At 32.9% G+C, this 25,918-nt stretch carries 32 protein-coding genes and 2 pseudogenes; 8 read left to right on the forward strand and 26 right to left on the reverse strand.

The features are described from left to right. Positions 1-391: 391 nt before the first annotated feature. Together AAGU22_RS01015 and AAGU22_RS01020 are read right to left on the reverse strand one after the other, a co-directional pair. Positions 392-556 (reverse strand): hypothetical protein, encoded by a 165-nt coding sequence (locus AAGU22_RS01015; RefSeq protein ID WP_458720396.1) that lies wholly within the window; start codon positions 554-556, stop codon positions 392-394. A 176-nt stretch (positions 557-732) separates the two neighbouring features. Continuing rightward, complete coding sequence (locus tag AAGU22_RS01020; RefSeq protein WP_458720397.1) at positions 733-882, reverse strand: hypothetical protein; 150 nt, start codon at positions 880-882, stop codon at positions 733-735. 1,372 nt (positions 883-2,254) lie between these two features. Here AAGU22_RS01020 and AAGU22_RS01025 point away from each other — a divergent pair. Beyond that, the gene (locus AAGU22_RS01025; RefSeq protein WP_458720398.1) at positions 2,255-2,644 is read left to right on the forward strand and encodes a response regulator; all 390 of its coding nucleotides are present in this window, start codon (positions 2,255-2,257) and stop codon (positions 2,642-2,644) included. A 1-nt stretch (position 2,645) separates the two neighbouring features. Here the strand turns inward: AAGU22_RS01025 and AAGU22_RS01030 are convergent, their stop codons facing one another. Together AAGU22_RS01030 and AAGU22_RS01035 are read right to left on the reverse strand one after the other, a co-directional pair. Further along, positions 2,646-3,203, reverse strand: coding sequence for a DEAD/DEAH box helicase family protein (locus tag AAGU22_RS01030; RefSeq protein WP_458720399.1), 558 nt, complete (start codon positions 3,201-3,203; stop codon positions 2,646-2,648). A gap of 544 nt (positions 3,204-3,747) precedes the next feature. Continuing rightward, positions 3,748-4,083, reverse strand: coding sequence for a hypothetical protein (locus AAGU22_RS01035; protein WP_458720400.1), 336 nt, complete (start codon positions 4,081-4,083; stop codon positions 3,748-3,750). 34 nt (positions 4,084-4,117) lie between these two features. On the opposite strand from AAGU22_RS01035, the gene AAGU22_RS01040 reads away from it, so the two are divergent. Both AAGU22_RS01040 and AAGU22_RS01045 read left to right on the forward strand, forming a co-directional pair. Next, positions 4,118-5,746: a sensor histidine kinase gene (locus AAGU22_RS01040; RefSeq protein ID WP_458720401.1), complete on the forward strand. Its 1,629-nt coding sequence runs from the start codon at positions 4,118-4,120 to the stop codon at positions 5,744-5,746. 200 nt (positions 5,747-5,946) lie between these two features. Beyond that, complete coding sequence (locus tag AAGU22_RS01045) at positions 5,947-6,225, forward strand: hypothetical protein (protein WP_458720402.1); 279 nt, start codon at positions 5,947-5,949, stop codon at positions 6,223-6,225. A 47-nt stretch (positions 6,226-6,272) separates the two neighbouring features. Here AAGU22_RS01045 and AAGU22_RS01050 read toward each other — a convergent pair whose 3' ends face one another. Next, complete coding sequence (locus AAGU22_RS01050; protein WP_458720403.1) at positions 6,273-7,133, reverse strand: hypothetical protein; 861 nt, start codon at positions 7,131-7,133, stop codon at positions 6,273-6,275. Between the two features lie 131 nt (positions 7,134-7,264). Between AAGU22_RS01050 and AAGU22_RS01055 the strand changes: the two genes are divergently transcribed. Further along, the gene (locus tag AAGU22_RS01055; RefSeq protein WP_458720404.1) at positions 7,265-7,792 is read left to right on the forward strand and encodes a hypothetical protein; all 528 of its coding nucleotides are present in this window, start codon (positions 7,265-7,267) and stop codon (positions 7,790-7,792) included. Between the two features lie 168 nt (positions 7,793-7,960). Here the strand turns inward: AAGU22_RS01055 and AAGU22_RS01060 are convergent, their stop codons facing one another. The 10 genes and pseudogenes from AAGU22_RS01060 to AAGU22_RS01105 form a co-directional block, all read right to left on the reverse strand. Further along, positions 7,961-8,287 (reverse strand): DUF2795 domain-containing protein, encoded by a 327-nt coding sequence (locus tag AAGU22_RS01060; protein WP_458720405.1) that lies wholly within the window; start codon positions 8,285-8,287, stop codon positions 7,961-7,963. Between the two features lie 568 nt (positions 8,288-8,855). Beyond that, entirely contained in the window at positions 8,856-9,341 is a 486-nt protein-coding gene (locus AAGU22_RS01065) for a hypothetical protein (protein WP_458720406.1), read from the reverse strand. Between the two features lie 99 nt (positions 9,342-9,440). Next, positions 9,441-10,004, reverse strand: coding sequence for a hypothetical protein (locus AAGU22_RS01070; RefSeq protein ID WP_458720407.1), 564 nt, complete (start codon positions 10,002-10,004; stop codon positions 9,441-9,443). A gap of 278 nt (positions 10,005-10,282) precedes the next feature. Then, the gene (locus AAGU22_RS01075) at positions 10,283-10,438 is read right to left on the reverse strand and encodes a hypothetical protein (protein ID WP_458720408.1); all 156 of its coding nucleotides are present in this window, start codon (positions 10,436-10,438) and stop codon (positions 10,283-10,285) included. A gap of 56 nt (positions 10,439-10,494) precedes the next feature. Then, positions 10,495-11,058: a hypothetical protein gene (locus AAGU22_RS01080; RefSeq protein WP_458720409.1), complete on the reverse strand. Its 564-nt coding sequence runs from the start codon at positions 11,056-11,058 to the stop codon at positions 10,495-10,497. A gap of 830 nt (positions 11,059-11,888) precedes the next feature. Then, a complete protein-coding gene (locus AAGU22_RS01085) occupies positions 11,889-13,391 on the reverse strand; it encodes an MFS transporter (RefSeq protein ID WP_458720410.1) in 1,503 nt (500 codons plus the stop codon). A 1,127-nt stretch (positions 13,392-14,518) separates the two neighbouring features. Then, the gene (locus tag AAGU22_RS01090; RefSeq protein ID WP_458720411.1) at positions 14,519-15,178 is read right to left on the reverse strand and encodes a DUF7019 family protein; all 660 of its coding nucleotides are present in this window, start codon (positions 15,176-15,178) and stop codon (positions 14,519-14,521) included. A 61-nt stretch (positions 15,179-15,239) separates the two neighbouring features. Beyond that, positions 15,240-15,544: pseudogene (locus AAGU22_RS01095) on the reverse strand (IS5-like element ISThar1 family transposase); the annotation flags it as partial. Positions 15,545-15,678: 134 nt separating this feature from the next. Continuing rightward, positions 15,679-15,999 (reverse strand): cation transporter dimerization domain-containing protein, encoded by a 321-nt coding sequence (locus AAGU22_RS01100; protein WP_458720412.1) that lies wholly within the window; start codon positions 15,997-15,999, stop codon positions 15,679-15,681. A 30-nt stretch (positions 16,000-16,029) separates the two neighbouring features. Beyond that, positions 16,030-16,818: an FAD-dependent oxidoreductase gene (locus tag AAGU22_RS01105; protein ID WP_458720413.1), complete on the reverse strand. Its 789-nt coding sequence runs from the start codon at positions 16,816-16,818 to the stop codon at positions 16,030-16,032. A 331-nt stretch (positions 16,819-17,149) separates the two neighbouring features. On the opposite strand from AAGU22_RS01105, the gene AAGU22_RS01110 reads away from it, so the two are divergent. Continuing rightward, entirely contained in the window at positions 17,150-17,359 is a 210-nt protein-coding gene (locus AAGU22_RS01110) for a hypothetical protein (RefSeq protein ID WP_458720414.1), read from the forward strand. A 56-nt stretch (positions 17,360-17,415) separates the two neighbouring features. On the opposite strand, the gene AAGU22_RS01115 is transcribed toward AAGU22_RS01110, so the two are convergent. From AAGU22_RS01115 to AAGU22_RS01140, 6 genes are all read right to left on the reverse strand, one after another. Further along, complete coding sequence (locus tag AAGU22_RS01115; protein ID WP_458720415.1) at positions 17,416-17,565, reverse strand: hypothetical protein; 150 nt, start codon at positions 17,563-17,565, stop codon at positions 17,416-17,418. 242 nt (positions 17,566-17,807) lie between these two features. Continuing rightward, the gene (locus AAGU22_RS01120; RefSeq protein WP_458720416.1) at positions 17,808-18,236 is read right to left on the reverse strand and encodes a hypothetical protein; all 429 of its coding nucleotides are present in this window, start codon (positions 18,234-18,236) and stop codon (positions 17,808-17,810) included. A 266-nt stretch (positions 18,237-18,502) separates the two neighbouring features. Continuing rightward, on the reverse strand, positions 18,503-18,814 hold the full coding sequence (locus AAGU22_RS01125; protein ID WP_458720417.1) for a hypothetical protein: 312 nt from the start codon (positions 18,812-18,814) through the stop codon (positions 18,503-18,505). An 84-nt stretch (positions 18,815-18,898) separates the two neighbouring features. Beyond that, a complete protein-coding gene (locus AAGU22_RS01130) occupies positions 18,899-19,120 on the reverse strand; it encodes a hypothetical protein (RefSeq protein WP_458720418.1) in 222 nt (73 codons plus the stop codon). 162 nt (positions 19,121-19,282) lie between these two features. Further along, complete coding sequence (locus tag AAGU22_RS01135) at positions 19,283-19,729, reverse strand: DUF488 domain-containing protein (RefSeq protein WP_458720419.1); 447 nt, start codon at positions 19,727-19,729, stop codon at positions 19,283-19,285. A gap of 113 nt (positions 19,730-19,842) precedes the next feature. Continuing rightward, positions 19,843-20,319: a hypothetical protein gene (locus AAGU22_RS01140; protein ID WP_458720420.1), complete on the reverse strand. Its 477-nt coding sequence runs from the start codon at positions 20,317-20,319 to the stop codon at positions 19,843-19,845. A 50-nt stretch (positions 20,320-20,369) separates the two neighbouring features. Between AAGU22_RS01140 and AAGU22_RS01145 the strand changes: the two genes are divergently transcribed. Both AAGU22_RS01145 and AAGU22_RS01150 read left to right on the forward strand, forming a co-directional pair. After that, entirely contained in the window at positions 20,370-20,546 is a 177-nt protein-coding gene (locus AAGU22_RS01145; RefSeq protein ID WP_458720421.1) for a hypothetical protein, read from the forward strand. A 356-nt stretch (positions 20,547-20,902) separates the two neighbouring features. After that, positions 20,903-21,082, forward strand: a pseudogene (locus AAGU22_RS01150) (aquaporin); the annotation flags it as partial. 184 nt (positions 21,083-21,266) lie between these two features. On the opposite strand, the gene AAGU22_RS01155 reads toward AAGU22_RS01150, so the two are convergent. Further along, entirely contained in the window at positions 21,267-21,458 is a 192-nt protein-coding gene (locus AAGU22_RS01155; protein ID WP_458720422.1) for a hypothetical protein, read from the reverse strand. A 30-nt stretch (positions 21,459-21,488) separates the two neighbouring features. On the opposite strand from AAGU22_RS01155, the gene AAGU22_RS01160 reads away from it, so the two are divergent. Then, positions 21,489-22,172, forward strand: a complete 684-nt coding sequence (locus tag AAGU22_RS01160) for an alpha/beta fold hydrolase (protein WP_458720423.1) — start codon at positions 21,489-21,491, stop codon at positions 22,170-22,172. A gap of 699 nt (positions 22,173-22,871) precedes the next feature. On the opposite strand, the gene AAGU22_RS01165 is transcribed toward AAGU22_RS01160, so the two are convergent. The 4 genes from AAGU22_RS01165 to AAGU22_RS01180 all read right to left on the reverse strand — a co-directional run bounded on the left by AAGU22_RS01165 (position 22,872) and on the right by AAGU22_RS01180 (position 25,738). Further along, a complete protein-coding gene (locus AAGU22_RS01165) occupies positions 22,872-23,375 on the reverse strand; it encodes a hypothetical protein (protein ID WP_458720424.1) in 504 nt (167 codons plus the stop codon). Positions 23,376-23,969: 594 nt separating this feature from the next. Then, entirely contained in the window at positions 23,970-24,671 is a 702-nt protein-coding gene (locus AAGU22_RS01170; protein WP_458720425.1) for a hypothetical protein, read from the reverse strand. A gap of 588 nt (positions 24,672-25,259) precedes the next feature. Next, positions 25,260-25,526 (reverse strand): hypothetical protein, encoded by a 267-nt coding sequence (locus AAGU22_RS01175; protein ID WP_458718698.1) that lies wholly within the window; start codon positions 25,524-25,526, stop codon positions 25,260-25,262. A gap of 56 nt (positions 25,527-25,582) precedes the next feature. Continuing rightward, a complete protein-coding gene (locus AAGU22_RS01180; protein ID WP_458718699.1) occupies positions 25,583-25,738 on the reverse strand; it encodes a hypothetical protein in 156 nt (51 codons plus the stop codon). Positions 25,739-25,918: the final 180 nt, after the last annotated feature.

Here is a 25,918-nt window from a genome sequence, read left to right on the forward strand (position 1 = left end):
TGATTATACAATTCTTTATGGGATTTCAGTTAAGGGCCACGGGGGATTATTAATAGATATAATGAATCTAAACTTTTCACAGGTCCTGTTTATTTAGCTTCAAAACATGCAATAAACAATGAATCATCTAGTCCGCATTAAACCTAATCTTCTATTTGATACTAATAAAAATATAGGGAGGATGTTACAAAAGACTAGAGATTTATTCTATCCGGGCATGGACGATCAATTTGGTGAAATATCTTAAAATTATCAAATAATATCTTGAATTGAAGAACAAGAATTCAACTACTAATCATTCGCTAAGGCTGTCATTTATCACATATGCTCAAATGATTGAATTATCGTTATTTTTTCCAGGTTTTCGAAATTGTTTACATACACCATTTTGCTATTTTGGTAAGGGAGTATAATTATCCACTTCATAAGTTACAAATTCTTTGACATTCATATTTAGAATAATATTTCCTCCAACTTCAGATGTTTTTGATTTTGGAATAACATATCTTTGTACATAATTCCCAAATACAATGATCTTATCCTTTGTTTCCTTCATGATAAGGCCTACAAAGTCTTCATTTAATATTTTAACTCCTTTGCTGAATAATGAATCAGGATACTAGCTCGTGAAGCTATGGTCAATGTTTGCGAGATGATGATGTCGAGCATCAATTATATCCCCAACGTATGTCAACCCATTTCTTTTTACTAGAATCTTGATCGATATTTTTCTTATTGGAAGTCCGTTAACAGATTTCTGCCGTTTGTATTCATCTCATAAAAAGAACCATTATTTCTCCCATTTCGTTTTTCAAATACCTCCAAATTATTATCAATGGTCCATTCATTTATTTGCTCAATATAAGGAGAATTTAAACCCATCACACCTCGATTATATATTTAATAATAGTCATAATTACCTATCTCAATTGAATCTATTAAAGGTATCAATCCATATCTCGTTATTAGTGCAATTTAATCACTATTATATCACAATTTTTACTTTTTCTTATTTGGTGTATCATTTGATGAATTTATTCTTAAATTGTAGGAATTATGTTACTTTAATAAAGACCCAGTGCGGATCCTGCTTTGATTTTTCCCCGAAATAGTTACAACGGACTTCCGTTGGTTCATCATTTGACATTAATTGAATGTGCTTAGAGAAAGTTCTTAATCTTCTAAGATATGTATCCTTTGTTGTCGGAGTTCTTGTGGTATATACAAATAATGAATATTCGTCGCTTTCTCCCGGGTATTCATCCTCTACTTTTCGTATTTCTAATCCAATTATTATTTACCCACTCTTTGATTAAGAGTTCTAATAAAGTAGTAAAATTATAGCGGGCCCGGTGGTTTCCGCTGCATTTTCACCACTAAAATAGGACTCATTTAATGTAATCAATTACATAATTAAAACTTTTATGACTAGAATTAAGGAAGTTTTGGTAAAGGAATGTTGTAATTACAATAATCATTACAGTCATACTTGGTATAATCAAATCACGATTCTTTTTTTCAATGACTGGATAATACTTGTTCTACTATGTTTGGATAAAGGGAGAATATTTTCCTCAATGGCATCAATTCATCTTTGCTTTCAAATGATTCTGCTATCAAAATTACATCTTTATTTGCTTGTAGTGGAATCTGAAATAATTTTGGAATAAATCTTTGTTGTCATTTAGTTGCAAATTTATGTTCTTTTTTAAGAATTACTTATACCATAATAATCCTTCTAGTAAACATCTTACCTTGTCAATTTCTATTTTTCTATAGATATTTGTTAAATAAAATCTGGAAAGAAACATACCAATTGAATTGATTCATCTATCCAAGTCATTTTGTGATTCATTTGTGCACTCACAAATTGGACATCGGAATTATTATGGAAATTCAACTAACGTGATTTTGTTCTATTAAAATAAGGAAATATACATAGAACTCACATTTGGAGCGAGGGGAGTGGGATTCGAATATAAGTTTTTCAGACGTGGGTTCCAACGATAGTTCTCGATTAGATTTTGTCACTCCTCTCGATTTTTTTATTTATGGTTACTATATCTGGGTCTCATTTAGAATACATTGATTACAATAGTCAAGACAAATGATTGGATAGATCAAGTTTAAAGAAATTAGCCTCCTCGGATTATGCAATTGAATCTAGAAAAAATATGCCGACCATTTTTTTTAAAGTATATCTTTGACATTGACATTAAACTTAAATAAGACTATTTTAGAAAATTAATACGAAATGTCAATCTCTCGTTCAATCATCGTAGTCGATGACGAACTAGAACTTGCGTCTCTATTCAAAGCATTTTTAAAAAATGAAGGGTATCATGTGGTCTCTTTCACCGACCCGGTATTGGCTTTAGAATATTATAAGGCAACTGCCGATAAACATTCATTGATAATAACAGACTTGAGAATGCCAGGTATATGTGGGATAGACCTTGCCAAGAAGGTAAGGGAATTTGACAGTAAAATAAAAATTTTCTTGATGACTGCTTTTGATGCTAAAGATTTGGAAGATCGAGAAGACTTTGAAGATGCAAGAATTGACAGACTAATTCAAAAACCTGTTCGTTTTTCTGATCTTCGACTAATGATAAACGAATCTTTTAAAAACTTAACTTGCTGACTCATATTTTTATTGCAGTCACGTGATGACTTAGTAACTTTTGCTTTTGCTCCTCCGACAACCTATTCAAATCTTTTTGATGATATACACATATCCTCTTCAAATCAATATCGTATTTAGAAGGAAGCGATAACTCAAAATTTACAAGGTCGTCTATGCGATGTTTAAAAGGAAAGGTGCCTTTATCGGCTATGATTGATACACCGGCTTTTCCTTTCGTCTTAGCATACTCCACCAAGGTTTTGTTATAATTATAATCAGAGTCTGAAGATACGTTACCTGTGTATTTTTTTAACGAATCGACGATTATTAATGATTTTTCGGCCTTTTCCCATTTTTCTATATCTATGGACATGTGTCCTTCAGATAGTATTTTTCGCACAGAATCTTCGGTTTCATAGAATGGTGCCAATTGAATAACTTCATTTCTTTCCTCAATCCCTTTTTTTACATATTGGGAATAAAATTCTCTTAGGATTGTTAAATCCTCATAAACAACTAATGTGTGAATCCCATAATCTGATTCTGATATAGTATTGGATGCATTTGCTGCATTCATCTGAATAATATTATTTTCAATAGATATTTGGTAACACCTACCTGTCTTAATATGTTCAAAAAACTTTATAAACTTCACCAAGGCTGCAAGAAGTTATTTTACAAAGTTTGACCATCCTCTTTTTTTCTGTAAGTAAATAATCTCTTTTGTTATAACTCATTTGCAAAGATCCTTCTCAAGAAATAAGGAGAAAACCAATACTCGCTATTGATTAATAGCCATCATTATCTTAGATCAAATCCATAAAGTTCTTCCTCGATGGGCAATCGTATATCTGGAGTTTGTAAACGGTTATTCTTAATATTGATATCGTAATAGGAACTCAATACTCTAATTAGTGATATTGAAATTGAGGTTTATTTTGATGTTTGAAACAATATAATTAATTTAATAGAGTAAAATTTAAAATTATAATTTATGGTCCATTGGTAAGGAATACTTAGGCTAAATATGATTAGACAAAAATCTAAAAACCTCTTTTTCTCGGAAAATTGGGATAATTCCAATCAATATAAGAGATATACAATATAATAGAAACACGTTATTATACATTGAAATCCATGAAAAGATATGTGCAGAGGCATTCATCGGATGAAGACTGTAAATCATGATAATGATTTGAGAGTGCACTTATAATCAAAAATAATGAGAATAGGCGGGAGCCTTTTAATAACTCTGAACATTTTCCTTCAGATATTTTAAAGGACAAAGAAGGCAATCCATTTACAAAAGTAATTGATGGGTCAGAGGATGCAGATAGAGCAATTATAGAATTTGTTAATAGAACTAAAGAAAAGATTGACTCTTGTGTTAGTTCTACTGCACCCTCAGTATTTATAGAGATAAAAGCCATCAAGAATGCAAGAATTACTGCATTCAAAAACAGAGGGGTGAAACTTAGATATGTGATTGAGATGACTGCAGAAAACTTAGAGTATTGTAAGGAGATGCTTGAATTCTCTGAAATTAGGCACTTAGAAGGAATGAAAGGAAACTTTGAGGTAGCAGATGAAAAAGAATATGTGGCTGTAGCAACTCTTCACAAAGCACAACCTATATCTCAACTTATATTTAGCAATGTGCCTGAAATTGTAAACCAACAACAGTTTGTTTTTGATAGTTTCTGGGATAAGGGCATACCTTCAGAACAAAGGATAAAAGAAATAGAAAAAGGAATAGTCTCACCCGTTACCACTATTTTTAACGATTACAAGAAAGCAGAAAGTAAAGAATTCGACATGATTAGAGAAGCCAAGAAGGAAATACAAATAATTTATTCTACTGTAGGAGCATTTCATCTCCAGGAAAAGGCGGGAACACTTGAACTTTTAAAGGAAATGTCTGATCAAAAGGAAAATCTAAAAATTAGTATGCTTGTGCCAATAGACTCTTCAGTAAAAAAATCATTATCTCTTGCACTTTTAACTGGTAATATTAACCACAATATCCAAGTTCAAGATATTGCACCTAGCATTGACATTAAAATAAAATCATCAGTGGCAAATAGCAAAGAATGCCTTATCATGGAAATAAAGAACTTGGAAGAGGAAAAAACAACAACTCCGCTAATTGGTTTCTCTATTTATTCTAGTAGTATTCCAACAGTGTTATCATATTGTTCAATATTTGAAATGATATATAATCAAAGTATTCTTGCTCAAGAACTAAGACGCGAAGGAGAAATCAAGGACGATTTTATAAATACTGCAGCACATGAATTGCGAACGCCAACTCAAGCCATTACGGGATATTCTGAAATGAATGATGAATTGTTTGACATTATCTTGCAAAATAGAAAAAAAATGACAGATGAAGAATTAGCAAGAATCATTGTGAAACTTCATGAGCATCATCAAAATATTTCTAGAAATGCCTCAAGATTAAATATTTTGACAAATAATCTCTTAGACGTTGCAAGATTTGAATCAGATAATAGTGGTAACATTTTACTACATAAAGAGAAAGTAAATTTAGTTAAAGAGATAGATAATCTTATCGAGGTTGAATTTAGCAATAAAGTCAGAGAGAAAGGTATCAAAATGAATTTTATAAATAATAACCTGGGAGAACAATATTGGATTTATTCTGACAAATTGAGATTAAACCAAATTCTCGTTAATTTAATCGATAATGCTATCAAGTTTTCTAAAACAGCCGATGTTATTAATATCATGATAAGAGATAGCAACGATTTTGACCTCACTTTGAATCAAACAGAATTAGACGAAACTAACCATATTACAGAAAATAGTAGGAACTTGTCAGATGACCTGATAATAGAAAAAAGGAATAGCGAAGGAGAACGAAAAAAAATCGAAAAAGAAGAAGAGATGATATATGTTGGTATATCTGACACGGGTAAAGGGATATCATCAAAGATTCTGCCAAGGTTGTTTGAAAAGTTTACAACAGACTCTGATTTTGGAACTGGTCTAGGACTATTTATTACCAGAAAATTAGTCGAGGCTCATGGCGGTAGAATTTGGGCTTTTAACAACAATGATGGAATTGGTTCTACTTTTGTGTTTAGTTTGCCTAGATGAAAAGATAAGCATATAATTAATTCGTTACCGTTACATATACCTTCTAATCTATTTTTCATCTCCCTGGTAATCGCATAACTAATTTATCTCTTTTTTTACTTGATATCTAAAACTATTTTCGTTCTATCCAAATTAATATCTGAAATAGAAATTTCATTGAACTATATGATTTTCTACCTTGTCAAAGAACATTGTATGCAATGGCTTGTAGAAGAGAATCTCAAAAATATATGACCATTAACGGCGAATCCACACATACAAGGTATGCTATCGGTCAAAAAAGATGTGGAACTTGTGAATTATTCTTAACATGGGATCTTGACAATTACTGTCCATGCTGTGGACATAGATTGAGACTAAGACCAAAGAATTCACGGCTACGAAAACAATTTAATAATATACTAAAACAAAAAGTGCAAGATCAGAAAGTAGAACGATCGAATGATCTGTTAACCTTTCTCTTATATTTCTGGGTATAATTAATCTCGCATTCTATATCTTTATCTTTAAACTGTTTTCTATGAATTTACATTGCAATCTTTAAGGGGATGAATCTTGCATAGGCTGGAATCGTTTTTGATTTGATTTTAATTAGTAACTGAGATCTTTCACCTGTCTTCATATTTTGATGTTTATTTGATCTGAGATTGTCCGTGGAGTTTGACGAATCGATCTCAAGACAATTGTTAAATTTACACAGCAACTGATCTCTAATTATATTATTGTCATCTACATAAGTCATTATTGTAAAATGATTCTTTGACAAATTGAGCAGTAAATCTACTGCTTCGATTACCAATTTTTCATTATTTTTGAAATCTCTACTAAAACTTAGGTGACGGTCTCTATCAGTTGTATCAAATTTATGTGAGGATGTGAGTAATGTGTCCATGAGATCAAGAACTATAATCTGTATTTTGTAATTATTATTCAAGGTAAGTAGATAATCGGGAATTTCATTGATTATAATATGTAGCATTTGATAGAATGTGAATGCTCTTATGATTATGATTTCCTCCAAAATTCTCTCAAGATTAAACTCAAAATCTAACGATTTATTTACCAATTTTAAATAAAGATGTCCCAGATTGTTACCATTACCCGCATCTATTATAATCGTCTTTCTCTTTTCTATCGTATTACTGTCAATGTTATTACCTTCATTCACTGTCAGATGGAAATTGATACATACGTTCAATATAAGAGAGTCTAGAAAATCAGCAGTGAATTTAGAATGAGAATTATTTACAATACAAATATTTCTTTTATCTTCAAATGAAAGTAACTCATCAATTTCAGGAATTCCAAATAGTTTTCTATTTATTTCATTGTATTCGTCAAAGGCATTTACAAAACCACACTTATATGCTGTTTTATGAATTTGCAAACTAAATATCTCTACTCCTTCTTAATGTCACTATCGCTTTTTCCATGTAATAACATTCTATAACATGTTAATATGTATTACGCAGTGTAGTAATGCGTATAGTTATATATAGTAAAAGTGAGATAATGGATATGAGTTCCTTAGACGTCTCCAATATTAATTCAAAATATTGTGTATATGGCTGCAACACCAAAATTTACTGGAATAAATTAAATAATGAATATTCAGAGGTTATCACAAAGAAGAAACATTTTTGTCCCAATCGAATAATCAATAGTAATAAACCGACAGGTGCAGCGGCAATTGACAGTATTACCTCATCAAAGCCCACATTTTACAAAAACAATCGCATGAATAATTATAGCAATAAGAACAATTACACTTATAAAAAATCATGGCCTAACTCGAACGCTAAGCAACCAATGGATAACTCCGTGGAAATATTACAAGGATCAGCAGATACAATCATAAAACAATATGAGGTGTTAACTGATTTAATAAAAGAATTCAAAGGAAAAACTCATGGCTCTCAATCACATAGTCTGCTAAATAACTCTTTACAAATAGTAATCTATTATGAGGTTCCTGAAGGAAAGAGAGATGAAATTAAAGGATTATTTAAAGCATATACTAGAAATGAAATAGAAATTCATCAATAATAGTAAATAATTTTATTAATAGTGAAAGATAGGTTCATAACATAATTCGGAGTATGAACATTTCCATTGAATTGTAATTAAAAAAGAATGCAATAGTTACTATATTTTTTTGATGTCTTGGATGAGTCTGAATATTACTTGTAAGAGATGAAGATTATATCATATTTTTTAGTATACTAATCCTGCGGCAGTAGTAACGTCTGAGACATTCTTGTATTCTTTATCCTCTATCTTTGAAAGTGATGAATATATTCTTTCTTTATTGACAGGGGTAATCTTATCACGTATAAATTCCAAAATTTTGTCCTTTCTTGCTGGAAAGTTAAAATCTTTTAAAATTTGACCAATCTCGGCAACATCAGAATAACTTTCTACATTTACTTCTTTCCTTTGTCCTTCTATTGCATTTTGTTCACTTATGATCTTACCTGTTTGTCCTTCAGGTCCGCTTTCGCTTGGAATTTGTTCTCTTTTTTCTCCATTTAAATCAGTCATGGTTATCATTGATATCAAAATATTTAACCCTAATCTAATAAGGCAATTCTGGATAAGATCGAAAATCTTTTGCTATCGGTCGAATATTGGTATTACTTAAATCTATCTAGATTTGTAAATTACTTAAATTTCTTTTTATTTTAGCGTTATAGGAAATATTTGTTTGTTTAGTGGAACCTTCAAAAATATATGGCTTATATCTTTTTGACCGCTCTATAAGAATGCTTTAATAATATTGATACCCTTAAAGTTTTCCTATTTTGCATAGTCCGGTGGTTTCCACTGCATTTTCACCACTAAAATAGGACTCAAACATTATGGTTACAAACTCTAATAAATATTTGCATAAGTTGGAAGATTGAAATCTATTGTCACTACATATCAGACAAGTATCTCCGAGATGGATTGCATTCAGTTTTAGGATAATAAATGATCAACAGGGCAGATCCAATTTGAGCGATCCAGATTCACGACCTAATAATTGAAGTCAGTGAATAGAGTTAGTCTAATGATAAATCCTACATCCTGAGTTTTTTTACAATTAAAGAGGTTTCTATGATACAGTCAATCATATTTGGGATACATCATATATTTCGATTATTCTATCCAATTTTTCAAATACTTTAGAATCAAGAATAAATTTTGCTTCTTCTAACGCTTCTGGCTTTAGAGGATAACTACATTTAGAACAGTATTTATTTTCTAACATGTTAACTAAATCGTATTTGGGACAGCTTAACACTATTGGCTTTCGCTTTTGCACTTCTTCCGTGATGATACCGTTATATTCCAATATCTTATTTTTAAGCTCATTGCCCATTCTGTTTTTTATATATCTAGCTCCTTGTTTAGAATTTATTCGCCAGCGGACTTTTTTCTTCAACGCATATTCAGGCAAATAATCGGAGTCATGACAAATGGATGAATGGCGGATACAATAAGGATTAAATCGTTTACTGTTTATGAGTAACGCTATTTTGTTTCTTTCCATCATGTCTGCAATCTCATTTGTTTCAAGGAGTCTAATAATTCTCTTTTTTAACTGATCCATCATTGTTCGGAGAGCCTCAGGTTTTATGGGAGCTCCAGTATGTAAATTGCATATTAGCCTTACATTAGGTTCATTTCTAAATGGATGCTCATTTAGCCAATCTTAGACATAGGGAAATGACACTGTCAGAAGCAAAGGTCCCGAACCAGTTTTGGCTTGAAATGGAATTTCACCTTCTCCGTATTTTTCTTCAAGTCTAATGTTTTTGATACGTAATAGGGTAATTTCGTGATTTCGAGCATTAAGATCCCACATTAAAGCAAGAGCAGCTTTATTTCTCTTATAGGGTTCATATTTTATTATAGATAAAAATTCATCCTTGTCCCAAATTTCAGTTTCAGAATATGGACTTAACCTATTTGTTTTCTTGGGTTTAAGGGATTTCAAAAAGTCGGGGGTTTTCCATTCATCCATGGATACGCTGTTATTTTTGTTGTAGATCCGTCTTATGAAGTGCTTTAGTCTATGAACATAGTCATTATAGGTTGTTATCCACTTTTGGTCTGGATCCAAGTCTTTATCGTTTATCTTTGATTGTAAGAATGTTAAAATATCATCTTTGTTGTCAATCTCTGTTAGAGATTTAGTGTTAATAAATTGTGCAAAAGACAGGATTGCTTTCAAATTGTTGTTTTGGTGTCTTTCTGATGCACCATTTTCTTTCATAAAATCATGGAATTCTAAGATTAAACAAGAATTATTGCTATTAGAAAGCCTCGTTATCTATTCAACTGTAGTGGCAAGTTTAGCGGGCAATTAAATAATATCCTCCCCATAGCTTTGACAGTTCTTCATTTTCTCTGTTCTTAACCAATGATAATAATGAGGCTCAAGTATATGAGTCCACGTAATCAATGGGCCCAAGGGGTTTCGTAATAGATATATTACGAGTTCAAATTTTGAATTTTTTATAAATCATAAATCTTCTCCATAATCAAAGGATGTTATGTAGCAGGATAACGAATTTTAGACCTCGCATTTCTGTTACAATATTGATTTTTTTCTGGTACTACTGTACCATATAATAAAAAAATAGAGAGTTGAGATATTTGGATACCAGAAACTTCAATCTGATTTCTATGAAGTACCTCTGCCTTCATTCGTTAGAAAGACGCCCTCCTTGGTCATCTATCACCCTAGAAGGTTTACCTTCGTCCTAGCTAATGGTAAATACAAACGGTTTGGTAACATTACCGGGCTGCATATTCTCTGTTAGGTAATAAACAGTGGCGGTTGCTGGTGTCTTCCCCGCCTTGATTGCTTGGTATAAAGTGCCAGGAACTGGACCAGCAACTGTAACCTCTTCTCCTTGGTTTAATTCGAATGGGGTTGAAGCTGCAGTGCAGCCTTGGAATTTATCCTGTCTTATAGCCACATTGGCCTTAAAAAAGGCGGTTAGCGGTGAGTCACATCGCCCAGCGGGTAACGTAATTGAGTCTGGTGAATTATTGACTACTGTTGCTATTAGCTCAAAAGTGTTGCCCGTCTTTACGTTTAAAGGTGAAGGATGAATATCTATAAGGTCAACGCCAGTAGTTGTCATATTTGATGTAGAGTTTGTTGTTGGAGATTGGGAGTATGAATATCGATCTTGACCTAATGGAACAGCGAGGATGGCTACGGTGATTAGTATAGCTAATAATGGAAATACGACAACTAGATTGAGCTTGCTATTAATTGCTGTCACTATATTCTTCTTCTTCGTCTGTTTCGTATTCATTGCCCTCATAGGGCATCTGTCCTATTTTACCTTATCTGAATCGCTAGTTTCATTTTTATATGAAAAAAAATGGAAAATTCTATATCCTTACAAATTTAGAAGCATTATAGTTGTTTCATGAACTTTTATGCTAAATCCAATGGATAATTTGATTACGTCAAACCCATGTGGATATCCTCATGATTTGCACGAGATTAATTTACCTAATTAGCTCAAAAATTTATAATTTTAGCTTTGTTTATTGGAGTATATGCCATTAATATAACTAAATAAAATAATTTCAATTTAACTAATAGAATCCATCGTAAAGACCTGATATCGTCCTGAAGAACACCGGGCCCACACAGAATAAAATCGCTTTAAAATGAGTTCAGAACTTTGCTTTCTGTTCTTATTAGATATTTCAATTGGTACTTGTAATTTGATTCCTTTTATACGACCTAATCTAAAATCCTTTATGAACAGATGAATCTGTACTGTCACTAGATATTCATATAACTGCAGATTCAGATTATTTTCATGATATGCGTCATAAAAAAGATGATGTTCTGATCCATCGATTAGATCTTATCTAAAAAAATGGTTAGTCTAGTGCTTAAGGGCGTCCACCATCTGGACCCGTAATACTTCCTGATGATATTCTCGCATAATTATTAGCCCTTGTCCATTCAGATCCACAAAATGGATTTAACTCAGACCAGAACTTCGTTAGTTTAATGCCTGTCTGATCTATTAGTAGGACCAGATTCCGTTTGCTCTAGTTTGTCCAGGAGGGACATCTGGCCATTGACCATATATCCGGGGGTCCAAAAACACATTGCTTGACCTCTTTATTGCTTTTGTGACGCGCCCAATTTAATTGCCGTTCGTCTCATCATTATACACATTACTATAGTTGAAGCTGAAAGCAGTGCTCCTATCAAGAATATTATATTAAAGGCCATTTCATTAGGAATCGGTTCTGTTGTACCTGATACTGAGATGGGAACAACGAAGAGAGTTAAAAACACACCTGAAATAACAGGACCTATAGCTCCACCTATAATTCTCATGGTTGTGTTTGTTGATGAAACCATTCCAGTCGCCTCTTTTGGTGTATAGCGTAGCATCAAGTTGGGTACAAGCATAATAAAGACTCCGCCTAAAGCAAATCCTAAAAGAACCATTGCTGTTTGTACGGGTGTAGAATGAAATAGAAATAGAACAACCATTCCAATCGTAAGTATTACGCCTCCAGGTACGATGAATCTTAAACTACCGCGTTTGATTGCCATGAAACCCACTATAGGACCAAGGACTACAAATAATAACGCTTGGGGTAATTGTAACAACCCTACATAAAGAACACTCATTCCTAATCCATAAGGCTCTGGTGTCTGACCTAGGACGGGAATTGTAGTAAAAACCAGGTACTGAACAATTCCTAGCATCAGAAAAATCATATTGGCTATAATGACGATCCTGCCAAATGCTAGCTTTAGATTGACAAGCGGTTTTTTACTTCTCTTTTCAATCATTAGGAAGGCTGCTAGTGAAACTACTGCTATTGTCAAGAATACCCAGAACAAGGTAGCTCCTTCTGCACCCATACCTAAGAAGGTAAAAGTCAACATAAATGCTGAAATGGTAAGGGTAAGTGTGATCAGTCCAGGTATATCTACTAGATCTGTAAACTTTTGCTTCTTTACTTTGCCATTTGTACCTTCTTTATCTTTTTTAATAACTGTAGGGGCTCCAACTTTAGGAACAAGTTTCCAAAGTAAGAATAACAATACTAATGTAAACGGAATAGCCGAAATAAATACAGCTTGCCATCCACCAAGATAAACAACGGCTGCACCTAATACTAAACCCGCTGCACTACCCCCTTGGTACATAGATAATATTATACCCTGAGCCATAGGTAGTTTCTTTTCTCCAACAATTTCTCTTGCAATTCTTATAGAAACTGGAACGACTGCTACGGCTACACCTTGTAAAATTCGAAGGCCAATAAGGGTATAAATGTCATGAGCTAATGGGGCCAAAATTACTCCCACAGTATAACAAATAAATACAATAAGTAGCATTTTTTTTGCTCCATAAAGGTCTGCTAGGCGGCCAATTATTATTGTTACAGAAGCCCCTGATACAAGGTAAGCTGTAAGTACCCAGGTGATAACGCCATAGTCTACACCAAATTCTGTCACCATTTCGGGTAAAGCAGTGGTTAAAGATGTGTGAACGTAAAGTACTAAAACTATACTTAGACCCAGTATCCATATGATCAAATTTGCATGTTTATATAGTGGCTCGTGACTATCTGTATCAATATTGTCACCCACTTTACCCATGAATGTAGCTTTTTTGATTTGTTAAATATATAGTTTAAATCAAGATGTCAGCCGCTGCAATTTAGTGTAATCTATAACTATAAGAATATTTAATATATGTTAAGGGCCCATACCAAAATTATCTTTCTGTATAAGATTATACAACAGGAGAATTGTAACAATCCTAGATAATTCTCGACAGTCTTTTCATACCTTGTAAACAGTTTTCTAAATCTGTTGTGCCATGAGTTGGTACGCTCTAAAACCCATCTTTTAGGAGAATATTTTTCGCGAAAATAATGAGAATGCAAGAAGAAAAGCAAGTCTACGAATATAATACATTATTATGAGAATGAATATTTCTTCAAAAATTTACTTTTCTTATTTTAACTTTACACATCTATTCTAAATAATCTTATAAGTACTATTATCAGTAACAATTCTCATCCGTGGGGGCGCACCAATGATATCTAAAACTGATAGATAGCAATCTTCAAATACAATTGATAGAAATAGACAAATTTAGAGAAGGCGAAGTCTAAATAGATATGGCAGCTATGATTGCTATTCATGTTGTTTTTATTAGAGATTTCATTTCAGCGGATTTAGTTAAAAAAAAAGTGCGATTACTTTTGTTGAAAAAGAGGTCAAGTATGCCCCATCAGATTATATCATAATTGATTTTTCTAATGTAAAATCAATTACTCCCGAATTCGCCTACCAATATTTGATGAGTAAGCGCAAAATAAAAAAGGAACTTCACGAAGTGAATCTACCTTCACATGTGGAATCGATAATCAACAAAGCACAGATATCTATCAATAAGTAATATATTCTCTTTTGGCACTTTGTAGTTATTTTAATATTAAAATCAATTTTATATAATCGGTTGAGTTTTTCCTAAACTAAATCCTCATGCATCTGACTCATCAAATTATAAATTGGAAGTGAGTATCATAATACCGATTCATAGTAGAAACCATACTAAAGAGTCCGATTTTTTAGTAGGATCATCTGAATCGCTTTATTTGAATCCATCCATTAAAGAAAGTAGTAATCTATCTTATGATAATCGCAGTAAATAATCAAATAACATTTTCATATTCCTAGTGCAATTCCATTTGGCTAGTAAATCATAGTGATAAATTCTATCCTGCAACGGCGACATAGATAGGAGTTCCTAATACAACTCTTCTGTCATCACCACCTCCTGCGATTAGTTTTTCCGCAAGAAATTCCAGATTTTGTAAAGGCCCCTCCATTTGATCTGTTGCAAGCAATGCAGCCTCTAAATAAGATTCATCGTTGAGAGCAAATGCTCTACGCTGTCCTTCTATCTCATACTTATCTCCAGGAATCAAAGGAATATTTAATTCCACACTTAATTTGTTTGCTATTGCAAAAGGCAATGAATTTGGGTTAGCATGAGAACTTAGTTTTTCTTTTTCTAAAACATGATCCATTGATCCACCCAGGCCTAATACTGTTCCAGCATCGGTAAAACCGCCAAAATAAACCAACTGGGACTTTTCATCCCAACCATAAGAGCCCCAACGCATAGGAAGAATTCCCTTGAAATATTGTTTTGGGGAATCTACTGTCCCGATACTGCCTTCCTTTTCTAGAAAACTAGAAATTAAATCTAATTTATCATAGAGCGTTTTTCCACTATCCGGATTTGCTGTTAAAGTATTACTAAATCCAGCATTAATATTTGATTCATCATCAATGTTCTCCAAGATAGTCTTCAGTATTTGAGGATAAAGCATATCTATTTTAGTTTTTGAAACATATAGATAGTGTTTCACATTTATTTCACGATTTTGTATATATCCTACTAAAATGTAAACTTTTGGCGACTAATTCGATTTTTTTGATGTTGATATTTAACCTATTGATCCTTTTACAGACATTCCCGTAAATCGGATTAGATGGTAGACACTTTTCTGTAGCATTGATTATTACTCCGGTTTGCCAGTAAGGTAGATGAAGTGAGTAACCGATGTAACCAATAATGAGTAAGAATGATTCTGGAAATGTGAATGATTTATCCTTTTTGGTTTTATTCATCTTCTCTAGATCAGAAACCAAACTATAAAGAAAATCATATGAGCGAAGAGGCGGGTCTCACTACCTCGAACCAATGATCTAATGTAAAAAAGCCAGTCTATCACAAATCATCAATCTGAAATTCTCAATGATGACATTGAGAATAGACAAAATAGTGAGAACTCCAAGATAGATTTTCTGTATTTAATGATTTATCAGGATAAATTGTTAGCATATTTGTGCTAATTGATATATGTCTCTAAGTACTACTGTCGTTATCTTGTTCAATTTCAACATATATCTTTGATAGATTGGCATATGGTATAATCTCTCTTACCTTATTTTCTATGTTGTCAATTAAAGATTCAATTTTATCTGTGTCTAAATTTTCAACCACATTTACCTCAATGGCTATTAGAACATCGTCTGGAGCAAGGTGCATCGAACGAATTGAAATTATTCTCTTTACCTCTGGAATTTTAGATAATATATCATTGATTCTTTTATAATCTCTTCTTGTTATAGCTTCTCCTATGAGCAATGCTTTATTTTCTTTGGCTAAAAACACTGCAAAAGCCATCAATATCAGGCTTATTATAAGTAGGTTTGATTAATACCCTGTAAACTCCTCAACCTTTATTCTTTCTTTCGGAATTTCCAATTCTTTTTCTAGTAGTGATTGCATCGACTTTAGCATATCTGGAGGGCCACTTACATAGAATATTGAATTATTCAACATATTGTTATCAACATATTTTAAAATCATTTCTTTATCTATTCTGCCTTTCTCTCCTTTCCATTCCTCGGTGCCAGAAACGTTATTCCTTTGAAAGTTATCGTCACTAAGGGTATAGATTATTTGTATATTTTTATTTAAAGATGTCCAGTCATCAAACTCTTTCTTAAAGAGTATATTTTGCTGATTCTTGTTTGAATCAAACATTATTATTTTTAATGGTAGCTGTTTGTCTGTCGCGTAATTTATCATACTTCGAAATGGTGTTACCCCTATACCTCCAGACAAAAATATTATAGGTTTTGAATAATCTTCAGGTAAAACAAATTCACCTTCAGGTCCACTCGCGTTAACCTTATCTCCCACTTCTAAGGTTGAAAGTCTCTGTTTGTATGGCGAATCTCTTATTTTGGTACTTAGCATCATAAAATTCTCTGTAGGGGATGAAGAAATAGTAAAATGTCTAGTTGGACCTTTGTCGTCTCTTACAACATTATCTAAATTAAAATAGGCATATTGACCTGCAGTATACTCAAATAAATGGGGTGTTTGATATTTTTCTAATTTATTAAGAATCTGATTAAACCTAAAAGACATTACGCCAGTCCCTTCAAATTTTATTTTTTCTATCAGTACAAGTTGGAAATCAAAAGATGGTTTCATTATATTTTTTCTTCTACTTCAGTAAAATGTCATCATTATATTTTAACTTCGCATATTGACAGGCTTATGGGCAGAAAGGCACTCGTATTTTATTAATTGAACCAATTTTGTGCCACAGGCATCTTACCAATTATCTATCTAGATTTTCAATAGGCCAATGGATATTTGATATGAATAAACGTTGCCAGTATGATTGATGTCAATAAGGAAAGAAAATAGTTTGATAGGTAGATAACCATTCGCCTTTTTCCGTTGTGTTATTCTTTGAATGTATAATATTATCTTCCCATGCTGTATATTATATAACATATTATGTAATACCAAGAATATCATGAATATTATGTATCTAATCGTAATTGCTGTTGCAATATCAACTATTACTTTGATAGGGGTCATGACAAGTTCGACACAGGGACAAACTCCTACAGCGTCAGATTTACCAATGACTACAATTAACGAAACAAATTCGACCATTCAAATGTTAAATAAAACTCTCCCAGCTGAAAATGCAACTGACGTAGTGCCTGAAGTTCCTATGTAAAATAGAATGATATGAAGAGAACAGTCGAGTTCATAGAAACAAAAATATTAACGTGTTTATTGGTACGGTTCTGGTTCGGGATTCGGTTCCGGCGTGGGCTCAGGGACAGGTTCAGGTGTAGGTTGTGGTTGTGGGTCAGGGCTTGGATAGGGCTCCGGAGTGGGTGGTGGTTCAGAAAATTGAAAATTTTCGTTCTCTTTTTTCATATCTCCATTCGATAAGTTTACCATATTTTTCTTTGGTGTGCGGACTATTTTTGTTTTTTCAGAACAAGGTAAGAAATAGCATGACCTTTTAAATAACGTTCGTTAATTTTACGATGAATATTATTTTAAAATTATTTCAATGCAAACATGGGAAAATGAGTGATTTGAAAACGTCTATAACATTTCATAAACAATTCCATGTTTACGAATGCGTATAATTTACTAGTTAGTAAAAGACCTAACTAGTTTGGACTAAAGAACTTTTGAGTCTCAACATAGGCGTTGCCTAATTCGTTTGAAGTATCATTAAGAAGTGCTCCTGCTGATTTTGAAGTTGTCACTTTTTGAGTTGCATTGCTTAGGAATTCTCCAGTATCAGTAATAGCTCCCTTTATAGAATTAGATGCTTCTTGTTGTGCCGTTGTTTTAATGGTACTATTAGCAGCGGTTGGGGCGCTGGTTTGGTTTGCTGTTGAATTTGTTTGTGTCGGTGTTGTTGTTGCTGGAGTACTAGTAGCATTAGGAGTAGTAACGGCTGGGTTGCTGGTTTGGTTTAATGTTGAATTAGTCTGACCATACACTGAATCCCAAGCGCCTGTTGTACCTATCAATATTGTTCCAAAAATAAACAAAATTCCAAAAACTACATGTATTTCTTTTTTGTATTTCATCATATTCATAGGTTTAAGATTTCAAATTCATGCTTATATCCTTATCTTCTTTCAGCTATTCTAACATTCACGCCATACCAACATCTTCTTGCAGTCTTATTCTCGAGTTATTATAATCACAGAGATAGAAACAATAAATTTAGACACAGGATTTTGCAAGAGATAGTAATGAAATATTTGATTTTAATTTAATCTTTTAGTTTGATTACATAATCAATCTAAGAAATCCAAAATGAAAAAATGAAAAAGCTAAACCAAACACTATTTTAAATCCAAACTTCATCTTTTGTTTTAAATCGGGCTTCTGCTTCTTCTTTTGTTAGTTTGAATCGTAAAGTATGGCCGTCAAATGTATCAACAAAGGTCTTTGGGATACTGTATGTTACTTTATCTATTAGCCCAACTTTAGTTATGACATTTTCTTGACGAATCTCTTGTACTTCGCCTAAATCAGCATTCTCTATTCCTCTAGCTTCTTTTTTTAACACTTGACTCCAGTCTACACTATCAAATGAAGACATCACTAGATAACCAAAAATATCACATTTAAGCATTGATAGGGTAAATATGCGTCTCATAGTGCCGTCATTTGGAAATCATATATTTTTTTGATGAACGTGAAGTCAAGCATCCTTTTTACAAAGAAATTAGCCCAATTTAGACTATGATATTTTTCTATTATAGTCACCTTTCTCCCATTTTATATCTATAAAGGCCACTAACTCTTTTGATTCAGTATTTATAACAGGAACAGCCGTCAAGACTCTAGTAGAATCCTCAGAATCACGTTTGACTATGATTCGATGTTTAAATTTGTGGGTGCCGTCAGGCAACAAGTTAATATAATTATCATGCTTTGGAGAAACCATGATACTAGTTTTCATAAAAAACTCATAAGGAATTAGTAAAATCTTACTACTAAATTATGAAGCTATAGAGAAATACAATCACTATACCATTCAATCCTAAGGATATACTTGTATTTCGAATCTAATTATTTCGCACTTATTTTGTAGACACGAAAGACTCGGTCCATATTCAGACCATCATATTTCTTTCACCATTTGTTTAACCAAAGACCTGTGACAATGATTTTCATCTTTGCAATGACAGAGGAGTGTGACGGTATCAAATTTTGATAATATATCAGAGCGTTGGAGTGGAGGTTTCTCATGTTCTTCCTGATGTGAATCCAGACTAATAGTAGTCCTATCTAGCGAAGCCAAGTTTTGTAAGGCCTTGAATGCCAAAGGATTGTTTAGTGTTTCCAATTTATATCTACGAGAGTATTCATCCCAATCTATTTTCTTGTCTTTAAGATACTCTTTCCAAAGTGCTTTACTAGGGGCCAACTCCTTCCACCAGACATTCCAATTCTCGTCTTCTTTCCGCAGATATCGTGGTCTATATCTGGCAATCAGAATTCTAAGACCATCAGATTCTTCTGTAGGTTCTTTTAGAGATTTAAGTTTTATAGCATCTGCACTTACCATAGTATTTGTACATTAAACGTTTTCCAGGTTTAAGATTAATTAAATAATAATAAAGATTTACGAATAGGCTGATGGGGGAAAAGATGGTATATAGATATGCTTTTTCTTCCTTCCTAAGAGTTTTCCATGTCTAATTCTGTGTCTATTTTAAGGGTGTTTGTGTCCTTTTTCTTGTTTGCCATTCCCCTTGGTCCAGGCTCCACTGTGTCGCCTATCTCATCTACTATAATTTCACTATTATCAGCTGTGTCGCCAACGTCCTGCTGGAGGTCATCCTTCTTGTTGAGTGGTTTTTCTGACATTATTATAGTTAATGCAGGATAGTTTTTATTGCATATACAATTAGGGAGATTACAAGTTTGGTCGGCTAAGTTATCTGATGAAACGGGAGGCCCAAAAGCAAAATTACAAGTATTAATCGGATTAATATCTACTGTGTCGTTTGTCTGTTTCCAACAACATAAAAAAACATAAGTAGTAATGGTATCAGTCAGTAATTTGAAATAGCAGTCTATTATCTTTTTAAACCAAACCAATACTATTCGCATTATGGGGATCGATTCGATTGATGAGAAAGAAAAGTTGGTCATGAAATTATTAGAAGAGAACAAGAATTTTCAGGAGATAGCAAAAGAGGCTCATGTGTCTTTTTAGTTTTATTTCCAGGGTAAAAAAGAAAATGCTAGGTCAAGATTTGACAGTTAACAAACGGCTATCAATACCGCCGCAGGCTCTAAAGTTGCTTTCGGAAGGCAAATCACTTATTGAGGTAACTATAACCCTTGACAGACCCATCAGAAACCCGAGGATATCATAGCGACTTTCTTAGACTAAAAATATGGACTGTTTATTGTCTCTTATTGAATCTCATATAGACATTCTCCCGACAGTATCCAAATTAATCAAACATATTATACAGAACCCATTCACAAAAAATGATTTAATAATTGCCCTAGAATTAGTTTATGACATTAATCGATTAAGAAACATTAAAAAAACTTTAGAAGAGAAAATTGAAATACTAAACAAAGCAAAAAACCATTTGTTAAATAGCAAAAGAAGAATGAATCAATATTAGTATCATAATGATTACTCGGAAATTGGATTTGATGCCAACGTGGAGGGATTTAATCAAATCATGTAATTTTAAATAACAATGTAAAATGATTCATTGGTATAGTCGGATTGGACATTTTGTTTTTGGCTTTTATTTCCGGTACGTCAATGAATCCTGCCCGTTCATTGTCCCCAGCCATATTTTCTGGCGTATGGACTAGTCTATGGCTGTGTTGGACAGCCACATTTGTCGGTACCTCGTTAGTGACATTTATTTTTAGAAAGAAATTTTATTGAGCTGGTTGCGGCATTTCTTCCATCCTTGTTTGCTTATTCATTGAGGAGAGCCGTCCGCATTTCCATAATACACAGCCAACATATCTATCACATTGACTATCTTTGAGAAATTGAACATTCCTGGGATAAAAAACGGGAGATACCTCAACACCCTTTTTCAAGGATGTTTGCTTACGACAATATATCATGCCATATTTGTTACCACTCCCATTTCAAAAATGATTTTAAAATCTCGATTTTCAACAATTTCCAAAGGCATATTCAAGAATACAATATTTATTAATTGAAATCCATTAAAGTTTGAATATTCTCTTACTACTCTTTTATCAAAAAAGTTCGACTTTATGACCGGAGGATTTGATGTTACTAAATGCATAATTACCAAAGACCCTTTACTTCTCTTTGAATGGTACAGATTTCTATACCATTAGATGATTCAGATAATAGACTTCATGGAGAATTGATTATTCCAAAAACAGTAAAAGGTCTAATAGTATTTGTTCATGGGAGAGGAAGCGGCAGGGCTAGTCCTAGAAATCAACGTGTTGCTAATATTCTAAACTACAATGGATTTGCAACTTTTCTAGTAGTTTTGTTAACTCAGGGAGAACAACAATCTGACCTAAAAAGTCAAAAGATACTTGAAAAATATCCTACTCTAATGCTAAACAAATTTAATATTAAGCTTCTTGCTAGGAGACTTGAAACTGCAACAACTTGGCTAATTGAGATTAAAGCAGATGTTAAGAATCTACCAATCGGCTATTATGGTTCTAGTACAGGCGCTGCGGCTGCAATTGAGGCTTCTATTCTTCTAGATAAAGTGAAGGTAATAGTTTCAAGAGGGGTATCTTTCTTTTCGTCTATGATACTTATAGTACTTACTTTTCAGAACGACAAATTTGACATTTTATGGATTGTGAACTCCTTGGTAATAATATCTCTCAGTTTACTTATACCATACATGATCTGGCAAAAATTTTTAGGAAAACAACAGGAAACAGATAAGCTAAATGATATTATGTATGATACAATTGAGATTTTTGAATTAAAGAAAATTCAACTAGAATTCAAATATAGGAGCGTATAGGGCGCTTTTCCGATCTATATAATATACGGATTTATGCCTTTGTAGTCTATAAATAAAAGACTAAGAAAAATGTTTTTTGGACTTGCTATAGACCTTCTTGTTTCTCCGATAATAGCTTTTGTGAACGATGACTTGTAGATAGCTAGAAAATTTGATGTCTCAAAGAATCTAGAAAATCCCCTTTATAGAAATTCTATAAAAGAATTGAATAGGAACGTACTACATTATCGGAATTCGGTGGGCTTCGAATCCATGTGGTATATGGGATCTGTTAATTTAATAATTATTTATTTATCACAAATTCCTTCATACTCGTTAGCCAATCCGTGAATATACCATTATCTATCGAGTCATCTTAGTCATATAGTTAAGGATTTCTTCTAGTTTACCTTTAAACTTTAAGTTGGTATATAATATAGCGATGAAGTGACAATGGCTAATTAGATATTTGAATTTTTTTTAAAAGAGGGAAGGTGTGTCTCTTTATACACAAAACTATCCGTAATTACCCAAATATATTCTATATATGTTGTAATTTATTTATAAGACAAAATTGTTTTAAGGCGGTAAAAACCAATCCGACGATTGAGATAGTGAATATTACTGATTTTTCATATGATGTGGACTGCGGTAGATGATTGCGCCGCCCTAAACGGGCGGCTTCCCTTTATTACTAGTAATATGTATTTACCAAAAAATCTATTGAATGCCACTGCTGTTATTATTACTAATAGCAGTATCATTGAGAATAAAGGAACCAGTATATTTATCTCCAGATGTACTATGTGCCAGTATGCCGCCGCCATTAAAGCTAACAGATCCATCAGTTACATTTTTTAAAAGTGTGCTGGGTACAAATTTTTTATCTCCAACTTCCCAAATCTTTTTGGTTGCGTTTGCAGTTTGTTGTCCATCTGTAATCTGTTCAAATGAAATAACATCTGCAGGCTTTGAAAGATTGAATGTAACCATTCCTGTATATTTTAGACCATCACTAGAATTTTGGAAAATAATAACTTGATGAGAACCGTGTCCTTTTGCATTATGTGGTATCGATGTTTGATTATTTTGTTGTTGTTGTTGTTGAGCTAATACGTTGTTGCCATTCTCCACCAATATCTGACTTATAACAAATGTTAAACCAGCTAAAATTGCTATGGATAAGCCATAGACTATTACTTTTTTTTCAAAAGTTGGTTGCATATCATCTCATCCATGATCAATATTGGTAATTAAAGTATTTTGTTATGAATAAATGAGTTAAGGCGTATCCGACTAATTTTGATCTCCCCAGTCATGTTGCCCTCAAAATGATTCACTGTTATTCATTGTAAGTTATAGAGCGCGCTATTGACAACATCCCGATTAGATTTTTATAATTCTTTGATTTTTTAAAGAATCTGGGATCTCATTTCTAATTGATCTTAATGAACCTAACTAAAGTGTTAAAGAAAAAACTTGAGGGAATAACACGCATCTAGGGTTTCTCAATTATATAAAATATTTATCAGCTCTACATTTGATACAAATTATTTCCTCGCCTTCTTTATTTCCTTCTATAGTTATGAAGGTAACACAATTACGACAAAATATAAAATCGATTAGATTATCTCTATGATCTCTACTCTCTAGTTTCTCTTTAGTTAGTTTCAAGAATCCTCTATCTGGTATAGTGATCTTATGTAAAGTTTTTGCAGTCAATATACTTGCAGGTGTTTTAGAGGATTCTTTTAGGATAAGTTAAGACAGATAAGAAAAAGATTCGAGATGTTAGTTAGTGTTGGTTCACCTCGCTAATTATGAAATTAACCAAATCAATGTTCCCAATGCTATGAAGACTATTGCGCCAACGCCTCCGCTACTTTCTTGTAGTTCTTCTAGTTGATTGTATATCAGCAACTTCGCTATCATCTGTTTAGTTGCGTATTGGGCAAATGCAAGACAGCTAGAATCATCATATGTAATAGCCTGTCGATACTCTAATTCCCATTTATGTTCATCCAAATACTCTAATAATATTTGCTGAGATTCTGGTTTTACCCCATCAAGTTTAACAGGTAAATTATACTTTCGCGTGCTAACGACTATTAGGTCAACCTTACTTTCTATGTTATTCCAGTCTGTCGTCGTAGTAGTAGTCACCATTAACCTACTCTTTGCAAGCAATAGAATAGTTGATGCCCAAGATGACAAGAAGGAATTCAGGTTCGTTGTTACCACATCCAGTGCCGAGGCAAAGATCTGGCGCCCCGTCCCAAAAGAAATGAATACTGCAGCAATCACTATCATTATATTTTGATCGAATGAAATTACAATCAAAACTGCAATAACCCAAGACGCTATACCAATGACGGCTGCGCTAAATTCAAAGTAGTGTGTAGGCTGTCCAATTAACTTGATGTTGTATTCTGCTCCTGACTTTGTTCTTCTGCGAAGAAGGAATACGACAATAGCATTGACAAAAAGTAAGTTAACAAGGTGTTTTACCATCTCTTTCATGATGAAAGTCACTCCGCGGGCATTTTGCACGATGACTTATGTTGAGCGACGCATTTCTTTAAGAATGTTGTATGTAAGCCTGAGCTGATATATCATGGTTGAATTGGACTAGAGCCAAAAAAGTATGACACATGATCCTTACGGGCCTTGCCGTACTTACTTTTATTACAACTATCTAAATGTAAGGTCGATACTCATTCTCCATTTGTGAAATTTCGATAACGGAGGTGAAAATTATTGATATTTCTATGTTCAGCATGTACAATCTCAAAGGCCGAAAGTCTTTACCTATTTGGTATATCCAGATGGCTTAAATGAATTTAGCGCCAATGGCGGGCTTGTCGACATTCAGCAGCTGTCATGGAAACGGGTAGAAGAGTGCTGATATCGGTTTTTGATTTGGATTCAATTTAGGATTATCAGAAGTAATATACTAATTCAGAAAGATGTTAGTATATAAATCCAGTGGGATATGCGGCAAAAATGAAGTGGAACTTATCTTTCTGTATCACAATGGATGATTATTTAGAGGATTATTTAGAGAAAATTAAGTTAGATAAAAAAAATCCGATGAAACACATAAGACAGTTAGGAAATACGAGAGTCGAATAACTCTGAAAGTTTTGGTGCTATTAGATTAATAGAGTTAAATCCATCTACAAAGATAACTGCTCCTTTTTCCTCCATACCTTTTAGTTCATCCTTAAACCCTTGAAGAGTAATTAAATTTTCTTCTGAGGGATGAGTAAAGACATGAGTATATAATTCATCAATTGACCATGTTGTCTTTTCAGGCATCTTTACCGAACACAGCTTGTATAATTCATAAGCAATATTATTTTTATAAGAATTCATGATCCTTACATTCTATTCTGTGGAAACTCTTCACAAACTTCATGAATATAGATTAGTCAATGTTCTGCATCAATTAAGACGTTATCGTCTTTGTTTTTATTTTTGTGTTTATCACCGTATTTTTGGGTTCCTCCTTCGTCGATCATCCTTTGTCTTTCTATGTCACTAGTAGGAATTGACTTGTTGTCTTTGTTTTTATTTTCCTCGTGCATTGTGTATGTGTAAATTTATACCATATTATTTAACATTAGGTATATTATGTTTGGAACAAAAAACGTCTTATACATTACTTGATTTATTTAATAAAAAGGAGATAACAATAATGTTAATAATGTCAAAAATCGTCTGACATTTAACTTTGTCAACAAGCTGATAAAACTATCATTTTTTAT

It is taken from the genome of Candidatus Nitrosocosmicus sp. R (assembly GCF_054408505.1).

Coding starts and splice junctions, on each gene's coding strand:
- AAGU22_RS01015 (WP_458720396.1), bottom strand. CDS start 556: ATGAAGGAAACAAAGGATAAGATCATTGTATTTGGGAATTATGTACAA.
- AAGU22_RS01020 (WP_458720397.1), bottom strand. CDS start 882: ATGGGTTTAAATTCTCCTTATATTGAGCAAATAAATGAATGGACCATT.
- AAGU22_RS01025 (WP_458720398.1), top strand. CDS start 2,255: ATGTCAATCTCTCGTTCAATCATCGTAGTCGATGACGAACTAGAACTT.
- AAGU22_RS01030 (WP_458720399.1), bottom strand. CDS start 3,203: ATGAATGCAGCAAATGCATCCAATACTATATCAGAATCAGATTATGGG.
- AAGU22_RS01040 (WP_458720401.1), top strand. CDS start 4,118: ATGACTGCAGAAAACTTAGAGTATTGTAAGGAGATGCTTGAATTCTCT.
- AAGU22_RS01045 (WP_458720402.1), top strand. CDS start 5,947: ATGGCTTGTAGAAGAGAATCTCAAAAATATATGACCATTAACGGCGAA.
- AAGU22_RS01055 (WP_458720404.1), top strand. CDS start 7,265: ATGAGTTCCTTAGACGTCTCCAATATTAATTCAAAATATTGTGTATAT.
- AAGU22_RS01060 (WP_458720405.1), bottom strand. CDS start 8,287: ATGACTGATTTAAATGGAGAAAAAAGAGAACAAATTCCAAGCGAAAGC.
- AAGU22_RS01065 (WP_458720406.1), bottom strand. CDS start 9,341: ATGATGGATCAGTTAAAAAAGAGAATTATTAGACTCCTTGAAACAAAT.
- AAGU22_RS01070 (WP_458720407.1), bottom strand. CDS start 10,004: ATGAAAGAAAATGGTGCATCAGAAAGACACCAAAACAACAATTTGAAA.
- AAGU22_RS01075 (WP_458720408.1), bottom strand. CDS start 10,438: ATGAAGGCAGAGGTACTTCATAGAAATCAGATTGAAGTTTCTGGTATC.
- AAGU22_RS01080 (WP_458720409.1), bottom strand. CDS start 11,058: ATGAATACGAAACAGACGAAGAAGAAGAATATAGTGACAGCAATTAAT.
- AAGU22_RS01085 (WP_458720410.1), bottom strand. CDS start 13,391: ATGGGTAAAGTGGGTGACAATATTGATACAGATAGTCACGAGCCACTA.
- AAGU22_RS01100 (WP_458720412.1), bottom strand. CDS start 15,999: ATGGCTTTTGCAGTGTTTTTAGCCAAAGAAAATAAAGCATTGCTCATA.
- AAGU22_RS01105 (WP_458720413.1), bottom strand. CDS start 16,818: ATGAAACCATCTTTTGATTTCCAACTTGTACTGATAGAAAAAATAAAA.
- AAGU22_RS01110 (WP_458720414.1), top strand. CDS start 17,150: ATGAATATTATGTATCTAATCGTAATTGCTGTTGCAATATCAACTATT.
- AAGU22_RS01115 (WP_458720415.1), bottom strand. CDS start 17,565: ATGAAAAAAGAGAACGAAAATTTTCAATTTTCTGAACCACCACCCACT.
- AAGU22_RS01120 (WP_458720416.1), bottom strand. CDS start 18,236: ATGAAATACAAAAAAGAAATACATGTAGTTTTTGGAATTTTGTTTATT.
- AAGU22_RS01125 (WP_458720417.1), bottom strand. CDS start 18,814: ATGAGACGCATATTTACCCTATCAATGCTTAAATGTGATATTTTTGGT.
- AAGU22_RS01130 (WP_458720418.1), bottom strand. CDS start 19,120: ATGAAAACTAGTATCATGGTTTCTCCAAAGCATGATAATTATATTAAC.
- AAGU22_RS01135 (WP_458720419.1), bottom strand. CDS start 19,729: ATGGTAAGTGCAGATGCTATAAAACTTAAATCTCTAAAAGAACCTACA.
- AAGU22_RS01140 (WP_458720420.1), bottom strand. CDS start 20,319: ATGACCAACTTTTCTTTCTCATCAATCGAATCGATCCCCATAATGCGA.
- AAGU22_RS01145 (WP_458720421.1), top strand. CDS start 20,370: ATGTGTCTTTTTAGTTTTATTTCCAGGGTAAAAAAGAAAATGCTAGGT.
- AAGU22_RS01155 (WP_458720422.1), bottom strand. CDS start 21,458: ATGCATTTAGTAACATCAAATCCTCCGGTCATAAAGTCGAACTTTTTT.
- AAGU22_RS01160 (WP_458720423.1), top strand. CDS start 21,489: ATGGTACAGATTTCTATACCATTAGATGATTCAGATAATAGACTTCAT.
- AAGU22_RS01165 (WP_458720424.1), bottom strand. CDS start 23,375: ATGCAACCAACTTTTGAAAAAAAAGTAATAGTCTATGGCTTATCCATA.
- AAGU22_RS01170 (WP_458720425.1), bottom strand. CDS start 24,671: ATGAAAGAGATGGTAAAACACCTTGTTAACTTACTTTTTGTCAATGCT.
- AAGU22_RS01175 (WP_458718698.1), bottom strand. CDS start 25,526: ATGAATTCTTATAAAAATAATATTGCTTATGAATTATACAAGCTGTGT.
- AAGU22_RS01180 (WP_458718699.1), bottom strand. CDS start 25,738: ATGCACGAGGAAAATAAAAACAAAGACAACAAGTCAATTCCTACTAGT.